The 15,485-nt window shown below is 60.3% G+C and carries 6 protein-coding genes; 5 read left to right on the top strand and 1 reads right to left on the bottom strand.

Annotated features, from left to right (window positions below):
• Positions 1 to 76 precede the first annotated feature (76 nt).
• Together L8H52_RS12080 and L8H52_RS12075 are read left to right on the top strand one after the other, a co-directional pair.
• Complete coding sequence (locus L8H52_RS12080; protein ID WP_242207221.1) at positions 77 to 6,064, top strand: leucine-rich repeat domain-containing protein; 5,988 nt, start codon at positions 77 to 79, stop codon at positions 6,062 to 6,064.
• 154 nt (positions 6,065 to 6,218) lie between these two features.
• Positions 6,219 to 7,301 carry an NEL domain-containing protein gene (locus tag L8H52_RS12075; protein WP_242207220.1) on the top strand — a complete coding sequence of 361 codons (1,083 nt, stop codon included), beginning with the start codon at positions 6,219 to 6,221 and terminating at the stop codon, positions 7,299 to 7,301.
• Between the two features lie 47 nt (positions 7,302 to 7,348).
• Here the strand turns inward: L8H52_RS12075 and metH are convergent, their stop codons facing one another.
• Positions 7,349 to 11,059, bottom strand: coding sequence for a methionine synthase (gene metH / locus L8H52_RS12070; protein WP_242207219.1), 3,711 nt, complete (start codon positions 11,057 to 11,059; stop codon positions 7,349 to 7,351).
• 154 nt (positions 11,060 to 11,213) lie between these two features.
• Here metH and L8H52_RS12065 point away from each other — a divergent pair, with 154 nt between their 5' ends.
• The 3 genes from L8H52_RS12065 (at position 11,214) to nfuA (ending at position 15,366) form a co-directional block, all read left to right on the top strand.
• A complete protein-coding gene (locus L8H52_RS12065; protein WP_242207218.1) occupies positions 11,214 to 13,520 on the top strand; it encodes a fatty acid cis/trans isomerase in 2,307 nt (768 codons plus the stop codon).
• A gap of 181 nt (positions 13,521 to 13,701) precedes the next feature.
• Positions 13,702 to 14,724 (top strand): acyltransferase, encoded by a 1,023-nt coding sequence (locus L8H52_RS12060; protein ID WP_242207217.1) that lies wholly within the window; start codon positions 13,702 to 13,704, stop codon positions 14,722 to 14,724.
• Between the two features lie 57 nt (positions 14,725 to 14,781).
• Positions 14,782 to 15,366, top strand: coding sequence for a Fe-S biogenesis protein NfuA (gene nfuA, locus L8H52_RS12055; protein WP_007912592.1), 585 nt, complete (start codon positions 14,782 to 14,784; stop codon positions 15,364 to 15,366).
• Positions 15,367 to 15,485 lie beyond the last annotated feature (119 nt).

The following is a 15,485-nucleotide window of genomic DNA, read 5'->3' as shown; positions in this document are numbered from 1 at the left end:
CATGGCGCGATAACTATGTACCGCAGAGGCGAACGCCCGCGATGGTCTGCTGACGCTCCATTTACAGGAGCGATGTATGTCCCCCGATTCCAGCCCCCAGCAAGTCATCGACAAACCGGCCAGACCTGTGGTCACGGACAGTCTCCACGCTGAGTATCTCGAAGCTGCGGTTCCGCAATGGCTGGTCGACGCTGCTGCGCCAAGGAAAGATGAGATCAGACAGGCCAGGCCGGTGATCCCGGCCTGGTACAGACAAGCGTCGTTGCAGCAGCGCGAGGCGTTGGACAACAGTTTCAAGGACAGCGTCATGGCCCAGTCTGCACTGGACAAAACCATGTCCCCGCTCAAGGACATCGACGCGTTTGCCCGGCCGCTACTGACGCGCGCGCTGCACGAGCGCTACAAGGTCACTGTCGATGTCGACAAGACGTTCCTCAGCCTCAGGCGTCCTTGGGCTTTGGGCATTTTCAGTGTGGAAATCGGTTCTTTCGAGGTCTTGAGCCTGACGATGCTTCAGGCTGCACTGCACAATTTCGAAGTCCGCGAATGCGTGCCCGGTGCCTTCCACGACAGTTCGGGATTTGCAGAAGAAACCGCCACGCCCGGTACGTTCGCCGCCGTGACGGTCAACCTGAGCGTCATGCAGTTTCTGCGTTTGTGCCGTGATCTGGATGTCGGCGCGAAGTACCAGACGTATCTCAAGGCGTTTTTCCACACTGCGGATCCAGACCTGGCCAAGACATTACGCACGCAGTTCATTGCCAGCCAGAAAGCCGCCATGCGCGCGGCGGCCGAGCAAGCGTTGCTGACCAAGGATATCCGGTCTGAAGATCACGCGATGATCCTCTCGGTCATCGACGGTGAAAACCATCCTGAAGTGGGCGGCAGGCAGGTCTGGTTTCATGATCTGGGCCTGATGCGGCACAAACTGACCGGCTGCGTCGCTTTTGCTATCGGTGAAAAGCGCCGGGCCCCGGAAGCCGTCATTGTCTATGTGCCCAATGATCCTGAGCATCCGCTGAAGCGCTACACCGGAACGCAATTGGAGGAGACGTTCAAGCGCCGGTTGTCCGCCCGGGATGCACAAACGGCGCAGAGTGCTGAGCCAACGCCTTACCAGCGCTTCTTCAGTCAGTTCCTGCCTTACGACCAGCGCCCTTACTATTTCAGCCAGTTCGTGCGCGAGTCGGCCGATTCACCGCCGAGTTTCATTTCCTCGTCCTGGCGCAGAATTCCGGGGGCATTCGGTTTGCTGTCGCCTTTTATCGATATCCGCGAATTGCCCCCTGAACACCCGGAAATGGAGCCGGAACCTGATCCCTATATTGGCGCCGCGCTGATTGCGCGCGATGAGCGCGATCCATGGGCTGAAAACAGCGATCTGTGGGCCTGGCTGTATGAGCAGCATCGCGACAAAGTGCTGGCCGATGCCCGTAGCCATGCGGTGCCGTCGAGTGACATCGACGCCAAGGTGCGCGATGCAAAACTTGCCGCGCTGCTGCAGGTGGGACTGCTGGTGCTCAACCTGGTGTCTATGTTCGTGCCGGTTCTGGGCGAGGTCATGCTGGCGCTCATGGCCGGGCAACTGCTGTACGAAACCTTCGAGGGCGCGCTCGAATGGAGTGAGGGCGACAAGCACGCGGCCAAGGCGCATTTGGTCGATGTGGCAGAAAACCTCGCCCTCATCGGCGTAATGAGCGCCGCCGGGGCAGGGCTCAGCAAGCTCACGGCGGTCAAGCCGGAACCGGTGATCGAGGACTTGCACCCGGTGACCTTGCCCAACGGCGAAACACGCTTGTGGAAACCCGACCTGAGCGGCTATGAGCAAGACATCATCCTGAACGACGCGACCGGGCCGGATCAGCTGGGCCGCTATCAACTCAATGGCAAAACCTACCTGCGTCAGGGCGAACAGGTCTACGAGCTGATTGTCGATCCGGGCACGGCGCAGTGGCGGATCATGCACCCCGCAGAGCCAAACGCCTACCAGCCGGTGCTGCAACACAATGGCCAGGGCGCCTGGCGCCATACGCTGGAACAACCGATGAGCTGGAACCGCCTGACGCTGTTGCGGCGCATGGGGCATGTCACCGATGGGTTGACCGATGAAACGTTGCTGACGCTGGCCGATGTCAGCGGCGTCAGCGAAAACAGCTTGCGCAAGATGCACCTGGATCACGCATCCGCGCCGCCCGAGTTGCGCGACGCCCTGCGCTTGTTCAAAGCCGATGCACAGGCCGCGCAAATGATCGAGCAATTGCGCGGTGCGGCGCCGATTGATGATCGTTATTTGCTGGCGTTACCTGAGGTCACGCAAATGCCGCGCTGGCCGTACGATCGGGTATTGGAGGTTTTCCCCGACCCCGAGCTGTCAGGCCCATCGATTCGCTATGGCAGCGAAAAAATCGTGCCCGGAGTCAGCATCAAGCCAGCGATCCAGCTCACGCGCGCGCAGGTGCTGAGTGGGCAAATGCCCGAACGGATTCTTGCGGCACTGGAAGAGAACGAGATCAACTATTTGCTTGGCAGGACAACCGCGCAGTTTCGCGTCGCGAGGCCCGAGGCGTTCGGCCGGCAACTGACGGAGCATGTCTATGCACGCCAGACTTCGATTGTTGACAGCCTGTACCGGAGCGGTGAATCGGACAGTGTTCGCCTGCGTATCTTGCGACGGGAAACCCCCGGTCTGAGCGAGGCTGCCGCGCAGGATGTGCTCGATCACGCGACGCCGGCGCAGATGGTGCGTCTGGACACGATCAAACGGGCACCGCTGAACATGCTTGAAGAGGCGCGCTGGCATGCCGGTCGTGGCCGCCAGACTCGCGCATTTGCCGGTTTGCACAGCGAAAACCTCGCGTCGGCGGATAGCCGCCGCCTCGCATTGCAGGCGATGTCACAGTTGCCGGGCTGGCCGCAGTCGTTACGTCTGGAGATTCGCGAGGGCAGTCCGGCTGGCACGCTGCTCGACAGCCTCGGTGAAACCACCGCTCCCCAGCGAAAATATCTGGTCAAGGACGGGCCGTTTTATCAGGCCTTCGACGATCAAGGGCAACCGCTCAACAGCACGCTGAGGCCGGCCGACAATTTTTACCGCGCGATCATGCGCGTGCTGCCCGATGACAATGCTGTCGCGATGGGATTGAGCGATGGCAGCCGAAGTCATGAGTTACAACGCAAGGTTATCGAGTCTGCGCTCAAACATCGCGAGCGCGTTGCGCAATGGCTGGCGCCACAGGCCAAGCGGTTCAAAGCGCCGAGCCGGGTCGGCGCCACGCTGAAGGGCTATTACGCGAGTGGGCGGGGCTCCGGCCTGCGTCCTTCGCTTTGGGTGCGAGTGATGGAACTCTATCCGGGCCCGCAACAGGCAGAGGCATTTCTCCAGCAGCAACGTGGCCTGAGCGATCAGCAAATCTACTCGGTGTTGCAGACGCGCCGACGTGAGTGGGAAGGGCTCAACGCTGCGCTTGACCAGTGGCAGGCGGGTCCGTCCGGCAGCGCGGCGGCGCAGGGCCGGTTGCAGTTTGCCCAGGCCGTCCGGGATGCCTGGCGCAATGCACCACTCGCCGCGCAGGTTCCTGACGCGGCACGCTTGTCGCTGGTGTGTGATGCGCCGTTGCCAGCATTGAACACTTCTTTTGCCCATATCCGTGAGCTGTCGGTGGCCGGCAGCGGTTTGACGGACGCTAATGCGAATGCCTTTCTGGCGCAGTTTCCCGAGGTGACCCATCTGGCGATAGGCAACCTTGAGCGTGGTCTGGATTTTCTCTCGTCCAGAACCCGGCCGCTCAGTTCTGTGCCGCCGGCGGTCGCCCGGCTGCACGGGCTTGTCAGCCTGCGCTTTTCCACCCATGCGCCCGCACTGGCGGCAGATTTTCCGGCAACACTTGGTTCGCTCACGTCGTTGGAAACACTGCATCTCGACTATGCCGGTTTCGACGCCAGAAGCCTGCATGCGCTGGATCTGACCCCTTTGCAGCAGTTGCGCACCTTGCGCATCGACGCGCCCTACGCGTTATGGCAATGGCCGGCGTACGTCGAGCGGCTTGCGCAACTGGAACGTCTGGATCTGACGCACACCGGCATACGCGCGCTGCCCGAATCCCTGTATAGCGGACAGGAGCGACTCTGGGCCGGACTGTCGCTGGACTGGGCGGCGCTGGCTCCGGCGCAGTTCATGCGTGCCTACGAATATGTCCGCAACTACAGCGGTGAGCTCGGCCATCTGGTCGATCTGAATCAGATGGTCAGCCAGTATTGCCGGGCGGAGCTGGACTTCATGGCGACCTTGCCCGATCTGCACGATCCCTTACCGGCAAGCTTCGATGCGGCATGGCCAACGCCCGAGGCGAGAATGACGGCGATTGCCCGACTCAGGGCTGAACACGACGCAATCTTTGCCCGGTTTCATGTGCCGTCGCATCCGCAGGCGATGCGCTTTACCGGGCTTCGCTGGCAATGGGCAACGGGGCGCAACGCGGGGACGTTACGCGCCCTCAAGCAAAGCTGGAATGCCGCCATCCGCCAACGTTATGGCGTGCCCGGCGACATTGCCACGTTTGAATTGCCTTTATCGCGAGTGGGGCTGGTTGAGCAGGCAGGCATGGAGCAGATCAGCGAATTGCCTCCCTTGCCCGCTGGCAGCTTTGCCCATATCCGCACGCTGCGTCTGGGACAACTGGACGTTCCCGTCGGGCAGGCGCGCGCCTTTGTCCGGGGGTTCAGTGCGACCGAAACGCTGGTCATGACGGGCAACAACTTCACTGAGTTGCCGTTCGCTGCCGCTGATCTGCCAGCGTTGACGCAACTCGACCTGTCGGCCAACAGCATCGTGGTCACCCCGGCGGTGCAGGCGCAATTCAATGGCCTGCAGCGACTCGGCAGCCTGAACCTGCAAGCCAACCCGCTGGGCCAACTGGATGTCAGTGCCTTGAGCCAGCTTCAGGCGCTGAACCTCAGAGCGACGCGGTTGCAAGCCTGGCCTGGCGGTGCCGAGCGTCTGCAACGGTTGCACTGGCTCGACTTGCGTGACAACGCGATCGCTGCGCTCTCGCCACAAGCCTTGGCTGATCCGCACGCGCTGATGAAAGTCAATCTGAGCGGCAATGCTTTCAGTCCTGCCGGTGAGGTGGCCCTGAACGCCGCGTTGCAGCGCATCGAACGCGACTTGGTGTTACCCGACGGCACACTCGCGCGTTTTGCCGAGGAGCCCGTGGCTGACAACACGTTACCGGGCCAGTCGGGCTGGTCGTTGAGGAGCCTGCTATTGGCGCTTCCCGAACAACGTATCGCAGTCCCGGGCGAAGCCGGCAAACTGCTGGAGCTGCAGCGCCTGCATCCGGGCATGACCCAGGAACGCGCCGTGCAGGTATTGCAGAACCTGCGTGAAACAGGCTTGAGCAATGGCCAAATAGACGCGCAGATCGCTCAATGGCATCAGGCTTGCGCAGGACTGACCCGGCAGTTGAACGGCTGGCTATTCACCCGGGGTGTTCCCACGGGAGCGCGCCGGGTGTCGGCGCAAAGCCGTTCCCGCGCCGCGCTGCGCATCCGCGAATCCTGGCTTGCAGGGCTCGGAGACAACCCCCATGCAGAAGGGCTGACACTCAACCTTGAGGGCTTGCAAACCGGTGATTTGCCAAGCCTGACGGTGCCGCTTGCGAGAGTCACCACGCTGGATCTGAGTGGTGTAGGTATGACCACCGCCGGTGCAAGCGGTTTTCTCCAGGCTTTTGCCAATCTCAGGACATTGAGGCTCAGTGGCAATGAGCTGATCGGTGTTCCAGAGTCGCTGCTGCACATGGCGCAGATGGAACGCCTGGAAATGCAGTATTGCGATTTGTCCAGCGCCGCCAGCGTCTATCCGTTGCTCGACGGCACCCGGCTGCGCTGGCTCGACCTCAGTTATAACGATCTTGCGGCGTTCGACCCGCCCGGGTTCGGTGCTGTCGAAACGCTTGATCTGCGTTTCAATAGACTGACGGGTTGGCCAGGTGCTGTGCTGGAGGCGCCAAACCTGCGGACGTTGAACCTCAGTGGCAACGAGATCAACTACATTTCCCGATGAAATCTTCGACGGTAGTCACGCGCAACTGATTGCGGGCACGGACTTGTCGGAGAACACTGAACTGTCACTTCACGCGTTGCAGCAGCTCCGGTTCCAGAGCCGCGTCAACCACGCTCCGGAGGTGTTGGGTATTGCGCGTGAGGACATTGACGGAATGATTGACGCGCAAGTCTTTGGCGTCGATGAAAGCGGTTTTTCAGAGGCGGGCAGTGACAGCAACGGTTCTGATCAGGGCGCTGTCGGCGTTGACATACATGCCGTGGTGGAACCCGTCGAAGCAGTCATTAACCCGGCTCTGGTTATCTCGCCTGAAGCATTGAATCCCTGGCTTGCCGAGGCCCCGCCCGCGCTGGCCGCCACCAGAACAGACTTATGGACGCGGTTGGCAGAAGAGCCGAATCACGAACGTTTTTTTCAGTTGATTTATCTGTTGCGTCATACCCAGGACTTCCGCCTGGCGCGCGCCGAGCTGACCCAAAGGGTGTGGCGTGTCATGGAAGCGGCCAGTGAAAATCGCGAGCTGCGCGAGTTGATGTTCCACAACGCCGAAATGCACGGTGCGTGTCCGGATGGCCGAATCCTGACGTTCAGCGAGCTGGAGGTTCGCGCTTTTGAATACACCGCGCTGCGCGATGTTCCGCGCGACCGCCCGGACCTTCGCGGACGGGCCTTGCTCGATCTGACTCGACGGCTGTTCCGACTGGAACGGGTCGACAGACTGGCAGAAGCCGCCGGGCGCCATCAGGACCGGGCGCAAATCCGCCTGCGCTACCGGATCGGCTTGACTCGCGGCTGGCCTGACGGGCTGGAGTTGCCCGGTCAGCCAGAATACTCGCTGTACGACACGCCGATCAGCGGGCAGCGCTTGATCGACGCCCGGGCTGCGGTATTGGCGGATGAGGCATCCAGCCTGTTCCTCGACGACCTGATCTCGCGTGACTACTGGAGTCGTTACCTCAAAGACAGATACCCCGACGTATTCGACGAACTGGAACGCAACGCCACACAACGCCAGGAAGAGGTCGAGGACGCCCATCCGGACAAGCATGGCAATGAAGCGTCGCGCACCCTGTACGTCGAGGCGATGAATCGGCTGGAAATCGAATTGGCGCTGGCGCGCGCCGACAAGCTGAAGGAGCTGTCGCGCATGGAACTGCAGAAACTTTCGACGGTGGTCGTCGATGCGCCTCAACCGGCCCCGTCGTCACCGCAACCGGGGCCTTCAACTCGCCAATGATTGCCCGCGCGGACCTGGGGCAAATGCTTCCAGGTCGCTGGCGGGTTTCAGTTGTCGTAACCCAGATTCGACGCCAGCCAGCGCTCGGTCACGCTCAGTTCCTGGGCCTTGCGCGAGGTGTAGCTGGCGACCTGATCCTTGTCGATCTTGCCCACGGCAAAGTACTGCGCCTGCGGGTGGGCGAAGTACCAACCGCTGACGGCGGCCGCCGGGAACATCGCGTAGTGCTCGGTGAGGAACACGCCGCTACGGCCGGCACGCATTTCTTCGGCTTCCGGGTCGAGCAACGCGAACAGCGCGGCCTTCTCGGTGTGATCCGGGCACGCCGGATAACCCGGGGCAGGGCGGATGCCGCTGTATTGCTCTTTGATCAGCGCGTCGTTGTCGAGGGTTTCGTCCTTGGCATAACCCCAGTGCTCTTTACGCACTTGCTGGTGCAGCCATTCGGCGCAAGCTTCGGCCAAACGGTCGGCCAACGCTTTGACCATGATCGAGTTGTAGTCGTCGCCGGCGTCCTGATAGGCCTTGGCAACTTCTTCGGCGCCGATGCCGGCGGTGGTGATGAAACCACCGACGTAGTCGGTCACTTCGCTGTCTTTTGGCGCTACGAAGTCGGCCAGCGAGAAATTAGGCTTGCCGTCGGTCTTGATGATCTGCTGGCGCAGGTGATGCAGTTTGGCCATTGGCTGGCCGTCATCGCCGTACAGTTCGATGTCGTCGTCATGCACCTGATTGGCCGGCCAGAAACCGAACACCGCACGGGCGCTGATCAGCTTCTCGTCGATCAGCTTGGCGAGCATCTCTTGCGCGTCTTTGTACAACGCGGTGGCGGCTTCACCGACCACTTCGTCTTCGAGGATGCGCGGGAATTTGCCGGCCAGATCCCAAGAGATGAAGAACGGCGTCCAGTCGATGTATTCGGCCAGCACCTTGAGATCGATATTGTCCAGCACCTTACTGCCGGTAAACGTCGGTTTGACCGGCTCATAAGTCGCCCAGTCGAACTGTGGTTTCTTGGCGATGGCCGCTGCGTAGCTCAGACGTTCAGTGCGGGCGCTGCGGTTCGAAGTACGTTCGCGCACATCGACGTATTCCAGACGCGTCTTCTCGACGAAACCGGCCTTCAATTCCTTCGACAGCAACTGGGTGGCCACGCCGACCGCACGGGAGGCGTCGGTCACGTAAACCACGGCATCGTTGCTGTACTTCGGCTCGATCTTCACCGCCGTGTGCGCTTTGGAGGTGGTCGCGCCACCGATCATCAGCGGCAGGTGGAAGTCCTGACGCTGCATCTCGCGAGCGACGTGAACCATTTCATCCAGCGACGGCGTGATCAGGCCGGAGAGGCCGATGATGTCGCACTTCTGCTCTTTGGCCACCTGCAGAATCTTCTCCGCCGGAACCATCACGCCGAGGTCGACGATGTCATAGCCGTTGCAACCGAGCACCACGCCAACGATGTTCTTGCCGATGTCGTGCACGTCGCCTTTCACCGTAGCCATGAGGATCTTGCCCTTGGCTTCCGGCTTGTCGCCTTTTTCCAGTTCGATGAACGGGATCAAGTGGGCCACGGCCTGCTTCATCACACGGGCGGATTTCACCACTTGCGGGAGGAACATTTTGCCGGCGCCGAACAGGTCACCGACGATGTTCATGCCGGACATCAGCGGGCCTTCGATCACTTCGATCGGGCGGGCGAACGACTGACGCGACTCTTCGGTGTCTTCCACGATGTGCGTGGTGATGCCTTTGACCAGCGCATGCTCCAGACGCTTGTTGACCTCCCAGCTGCGCCACTCTTCGGTCTCGGCTTCCTTGACGCTGCCGTCGCCCTTGTACTTGTCGGCAATGGCGAGGAGGGCGTCGGTGCCGTTTGGCGTGCGGTTGAGTACCACGTCTTCAACGGCGTCGCGCAGTTCCTGCGGGATCTGGTCGTAGATCTCCAACTGACCGGCGTTGACGATGCCCATGGTCAGGCCTGCGCGAATTGCGTAGAGCAGGAACACTGAGTGGATCGCCTCACGCACCGGGTTGTTGCCGCGGAACGAGAACGATACGTTGGACACGCCGCCCGAGGTCAGCGCATACGGCAGTTCGTCGCGGATGTAGGCACAGGCGTTGATGAAGTCCACAGCGTAGTTGTTGTGTTCTTCGATGCCGGTGGCGACGGCGAAGATGTTCGGGTCGAAGATGATGTCTTCAGGCGGGAAGCCGACTTCGTTGACCAGAATGTCGTAAGAGCGTTTGCAGATTTCTTTCTTGCGCGCTTCGGTGTCGGCCTGGCCGGCTTCGTCGAACGCCATCACCACCACCGCCGCGCCGTAACGCTTGCACAGTTTGGCGTGATGGATGAACTGCTCGACGCCTTCTTTCATGCTGATCGAGTTGACGATGCCTTTGCCCTGAATGCACTTGAGGCCGGCTTCGATCACTTCCCACTTGGAGGAGTCGATCATGATCGGTACGCGCGAGATGTCCGGCTCACCGGCGATCAGATTGAGGAAGGTCACCATGGCCTTCTTCGAATCGAGCATCCCTTCGTCCATGTTGATGTCGATCACCTGCGCGCCGGCCTCGACCTGCTGTAGGGCGACTTCCAGCGCTTCGGTGTAGTTGTCTTCACGGATCAGCCGGGCGAACTTGGCGGAACCAGTAATGTTGGTACGTTCGCCGACGTTAACGAACAACGAGCTGCGATCGATGGTGAACGGCTCCAGACCCGACAGTCGGCAGGCTTTCGGAATGTCCGGAATCTGACGCGGCGCGTAACCGGCGACGGCTTTGGCGATGGCTTCGATGTGCCCCGGCGTGGTGCCGCAGCAACCGCCGACGATATTGAGGAAGCCGCTCTGGGCGAATTCTTCGATGACTTTGGCGGTTTCCGACGGCAGTTCGTCGTACTCGCCGAATTCGTTCGGCAGGCCGGCGTTCGGGTGCGCGGAAACGTGGGTGCTGGCCTTGTTCGACAACTCTTCCAGGTACGGACGCAATTCGCTGGCGCCGAGCGCGCAGTTGAGGCCGACCGAGATTGGCTTGGCGTGTGCCACCGAGTTCCAGAACGCTTCGGTGGTCTGGCCCGACAGGGTGCGGCCGGAGGCGTCGGTGATGGTCCCGGAAATCATGATCGGCAGTTCGATGTGCAGTTCTTCGAACACGCCCTGCACAGCGAAGATCGCTGCTTTGGCATTGAGGGTGTCGAAGATGGTTTCGATCAGGATCAGGTCGGCGCCGCCCTCGATCAGACCTTTGGTGGCCTCGGTGTAGTTTTCCACCAGCTCATCAAAGGTGACGTTGCGATAGCCCGGGTTGTTGACGTCCGGCGACAGCGAGCAGGTACGGCTGGTCGGGCCCAGCACGCCGGCGACGAAGCGTGGCTTGTCCGGGGTCTCGGCGGTCTTGGCGTCGGCGACCTTGCGCGCCAGACGTGCGCCTTCTACGTTTAACTCGTAGGCCAGTTCTTCCATGCCGTAGTCAGCCATGGAAATGCGCGTGGCGTTGAAGGTGTTGGTTTCGAGGATGTCGGCGCCGGCATCCAGGTAGGCTTTCTCGATGCCGCCGATCACATCGGGACGGGTGAGCACCAACAGGTCGTTGTTGCCCTTGACGTCACTCGGCCAGTCGGCGAAGCGTTTGCCGCGATAGTCCTGTTCTTCGAGCTTGTAGCTCTGGATCATCGTGCCCATACCGCCGTCGAGTATCAGGATGCGCTCTTTGAGAGCTTGCTTGAGAGCTTGAAGGCGGACGCTGCGATCGGACATTTGGACTACTCGGAAAGACCATTACGAAGGAGCGGGATCATAGCAAACCTGTGCGCTTTTAGAGCATGCGGGGCTTTTGCATGAATATCGCTCATGTTGGTACGAGCGTCATACTGTAGAATCGCGGCGTTTTTTTACAATCGGGATCAGCAGCATGTCTTACCGCGTCATTGGTTTTGTGTTGCTGTTTCTCAGCTGGGGCGCCGTGGCGCAAGAGCCAGCGACTGTGCCGGCCATTTCTCAGTCGATTTCGTACGTCCGCGACATCCAGCCAATCTTCACCGAGAAGTGCGTGGCCTGCCACGCCTGTTACGACTCCGCCTGCCAGCTCAATCTCGGCAGTGGCGAGGGCGCGGCCCGTGGCGCGAGCAAAATGCCGGTGTATGACGGCGAGCGCACCCAAGCGGCACCGACCACTCGGCTGTTCTACGACGCCTTTGGCAAGCGTGCCTGGCAGCAGAAAGACTTCTACTCGGTGCTCGACGCCCAGGGCAGCCAAGCGGCGTTGATGGCACGGATGCTGGAGCTGGGTCATAAAACCCCGTTGCAGCCCAACGCCAAATTGCCTGAAGAAATCGTTCTGGGTTTGAACCGCGCGAATCAGTGCGCGATGCCTATCGAGTTTGACGGCTACGCCGGCGCTCACCCGAAAGAAGGCATGCCGCTGGCCGTGACCGGCCTGACCGATCAGCAATACCAGACACTGCAGCGTTGGCTCGCCTCCGGTGCTCCGATCGACGAACAAGGCCTTGCGCCGAGCGCTAAAGAATCCCTGCAAATCGTCCAGTGGGAAAATCTGCTCAACAGCCCCGGTGCCCGCGAAAGTCTGGTTGGCCGTTGGTTGTACGAACACCTGTTTCTTGCGCACCTTTATTTCAAGGACGGCGAGCCGGGGCATTACTTCCAGTGGGTGCGTTCGCGCACACCGACTGGCCAGCCGATCGACCTGATCGCCACCCGTCGTCCCAACGATGATCCGGGCACTCAGGTGTTTTACCGCTTGTGGCCGGTGCAGGGCGTGATTGTGCATAAAACCCACATCACCTATCCGCTGAGCGCGGCGAAGATGGCGCGGGTCAGAAGCCTGTTCTACAGCGGCAACTGGCAGGTCAACGCGTTGCCCGGTTATGGCCCGCAAAGCCGCGCCAATCCGTTCGCCACGTTTGAGGCGATTCCGGCGCAGGCACGTTATCAATTCATGCTCGATAACGCCGAATACTTCGTCCGCACCTTTATTCGCGGCCCGGTGTGTCGGGGGCAAATCGCCACGGACGTGATCCGCGACAACTTCTGGGCACTGTTCCAGGCGCCGGAACACGACCTCTATGTCACCGACCCGAAATATCGTGGCCAAACTACGCCGTTGTTGGCCATGCCGGGGCAAAACGACGATGTCGGCAGCGTCCTCAGCCTGTGGCACAACTACCGTAACAAGCGAAACGAGTACGAGGCCTTGCGCCGCGACAGTTATGCCGATCAACCGGCGCCGAGCTGGTCGACGCTGTGGGCCGGCAACGACAACGCGTTGCTGAGTATTTTCCGCCACTTCGACAGCGCTTCGGTGACCAAGGGCCTGATTGGTGAAGTCCCGCAGACCATGTGGCTGTTCGACTATCCGTTGCTGGAACGCACTTATTATCAGTTGGCGGTCAATTTCGATGTGTTCGGCAACGTCTCGCATCAGGCGCAAACCCGTCTGTATTTCGACCTGATCCGCAATGGCGCCGAGCAGAACTTCCTGCGCCTGATGCCGGCCGATTCCCGTGAGGACTACCTCGACGATTGGTATCAGAGCAGCGGCCAGTTCAAGATGTGGCTCGATTATGAGGCGATTGACGACGATAAGCCGACTGCGCTGAAACTCGACGAAAAAGACCCGAAATACGACTTCGCCATGCAATTGCTCGCGCGTTACGGCGATCTCAATGCGCGGCCCGATCCGATCAACCGTTGCGACGGCGCTTATTGCTCGCGGCCGAATATCGACCCGGCGCTGCAAAATGCTGAACAGGCGTTGAGTCGCCTGACTTCGCGCCCGGCGGCCGGTTTGAAAGTGATCGACCAGTTGCCGGAAGCGACGATGCTGCGCATTGAAACCACCAGCGGTAAGCGCGAGATCTACAGCCTGTTGCGCAACCGCGCGCACAGCAACGTGGCGTTCCTGCTCGGTGAGTCGCTGCGCTACCAGCCGGGGCTCGACACCCTCACGATTTATCCGGGCGTGCTCAGCAGTTATCCGAACTTCATCTTCAACGTCCCGGCTGATCAGGTGCCGGCGTTTGTCGATGCAATGGAAAATGCCAAGGATGCCAACCGTTTCGAGAAAATCGTCGAACGGTGGGGAATCCGCCGCAGTCATCCGCAATTCTGGATGTATTTCCACGATTTGAGCCAGTACATCCACGAAACCGATCCGGTGGAAGAGGGCGTGCTCGATATGAACCGCTACGAGAATCTTTGATCATTTGAAACAGGCCGACTGTCACAGCTTCAGGTAACACACAAATCCCCTGTGGGAGCGAGCCTGCTCGCGAAGGCGCAGTGTCAGGCACCGAATACATTGAATGTGCCGTCGCTTTCGCGAGCAGGCTCGCTCCCACAGGGTGAAGTGGTGTTTTTGCAATTGTGATCGGGAGCGGCAGATGTTGATTTCAGTGCAAGCCCTGCGTGCGCTGGCCGCGTGGACGGTGGTCTGCCACCACTTCATGCAGATTTTCTTTGACTTCAAAGCACGCGGGCCGATTGGCCAGCTGTTCATCGACAAGGGTGCAGTGGGCGTCGATATCTTCTTCGTCATCAGCGGTCTGGTGATTTTCCTCTCGACCGAAAACAAACCGCTGCCGCCCGCGCGTTTTCTGTTGTACCGGCTGTTTCGCATCGTCCCGGCGTATTGGTTGTACACGCTGTTGATGGCGCTGCTGGTGGTGTTTGCCCAGCCGTTGCTGCCGGATCAGTCTGTGGACTGGAGCCATCTGCTGCTGTCGTTGCTGTTCATTCCGACTGAGAACCCCGGCGGCTACGGTATCTACCCGACGCTGAATGTCGGCTGGACGCTGAATTACGAAATGCTCTTCTATCTGCTGTTTGCCTGGGCGCTGTTGTTTCGCTTGCAGGTGCGCTTGCTGGTGGTCGCGGCGCTGTTGTTTGCCGTGTGTCAGACCTGCACCGGGTTTGGCTGGATCAGTCAGTTCTATCGCTCGGACATCGTCTACGAGTTTCTGCTGGGGATTGGCATCGGCATGCTTTATCGCCGGGGCTGGATCGGCGCCGGCCTGTGGTTGCCGCTGCTGGCGATCGGCGCGGCATTGTTGACGATCTACCACTTGGCACCGGCGCCACGGCTGCTGAACTGGGGCGTGCCGAGCGCAGTGCTGGTGATGGCGTGTATCTCACTTGAGCGTTATGTCGAGCGCAGCCGGGTGCTCAAACTGCTCGGCGATTGCTCGTATTCGGTGTATCTGATGCACGTTCTGGTGCTGTCGGCGGGTGGATTTGTCGCGCAGCGCTACGCGATCAACCCGTATTTGATGTTCGCCGTGTGTGCGCTGACGATCGGCATCGGCTCGTGGTTGAGCTACGAATGGGTGGAAAAGCGCAGTTACCATTGGCTCAAGTCGCAGGTCGACGAGAAGCCCGACGAGAATCTTTCCCGACAAAAATACTAGGACTTTGTCCGGCGCAATGATTGGCGTAAACTGCGCCCAAGCCTGCGAGGAGTTTCCATGACCGCTATTACCATTACCGACGCCGCCCACGATTACCTGGCTGATCTGCTCTCCAAGCAGAACACCCCGGGCATCGGCATCCGCGTCTTTATCACCCAGCCTGGCACCCAGTACGCCGAAACCTGCATTGCCTACTGCAAGCCGGGCGAAGAAAAACCCGAAGACACCGCGCTGGGGCTGAAAAGCTTCACCGCTTACATCGATCACTTCAGCGAAGCGTTTCTTGACGACGCTGTTGTCGACTACGCCACCGACCGCATGGGCGGCCAGCTGACCATCAAGGCGCCAAACGCCAAAGTACCGATGGTCAACGCCGACAGCCCGGTCAACGAGCGCATCAACTACTACCTGCAAACCGAAATCAACCCGGGGCTGGCCAGCCACGGCGGTCAGGTCAGCCTGATCGATGTGGTTGAAGACGGCATCGCCGTTCTGCAGTTCGGTGGCGGTTGCCAGGGCTGCGGCCAGGCGGACGTGACCTTGAAGGAAGGCATCGAGCGCACTTTGCTCGAGCGCATCCCGGAGCTGAAAGGCGTTCGCGACGTGACCGACCACACGCAGAAAGAAAACGCCTACTACTGAGTAAGGTGTTCACTGCGGACATGAAAAACGGCGCCCCGTGAGCGCCGTTTTTTTATGGATGAAATGTACTGACGCCTTCGCGAGCAGGCTCGCTCCCACATTTGATCGCATTCCAAAGG

The sequence above is a fragment of the Pseudomonas sp. CROZ-RG-20F-R04-15 genome (assembly GCF_022662375.1).
Taxonomy (GTDB): domain Bacteria; phylum Pseudomonadota; class Gammaproteobacteria; order Pseudomonadales; family Pseudomonadaceae; genus Aquipseudomonas.
The sequence above is the reverse complement of the archived record's forward strand: the minus strand, read 5'-3'. Positions and strand labels throughout refer to the sequence as shown.

Bases quoted from the DNA above. Each gene is read 5' to 3' on its own strand.
- L8H52_RS12080 (WP_242207221.1), top strand. From the start codon at position 77: ATGTCCCCCGATTCCAGCCCCCAGCAAGTCATCGACAAACCGGCCAGA.
- L8H52_RS12075 (WP_242207220.1), top strand. From the start codon at position 6,219: ATGATTGACGCGCAAGTCTTTGGCGTCGATGAAAGCGGTTTTTCAGAG.
- metH (WP_242207219.1), bottom strand. From the start codon at position 11,059: ATGTCCGATCGCAGCGTCCGCCTTCAAGCTCTCAAGCAAGCTCTCAAA.
- L8H52_RS12065 (WP_242207218.1), top strand. From the start codon at position 11,214: ATGTCTTACCGCGTCATTGGTTTTGTGTTGCTGTTTCTCAGCTGGGGC.
- L8H52_RS12060 (WP_242207217.1), top strand. From the start codon at position 13,702: ATGTTGATTTCAGTGCAAGCCCTGCGTGCGCTGGCCGCGTGGACGGTG.
- nfuA (WP_007912592.1), top strand. From the start codon at position 14,782: ATGACCGCTATTACCATTACCGACGCCGCCCACGATTACCTGGCTGAT.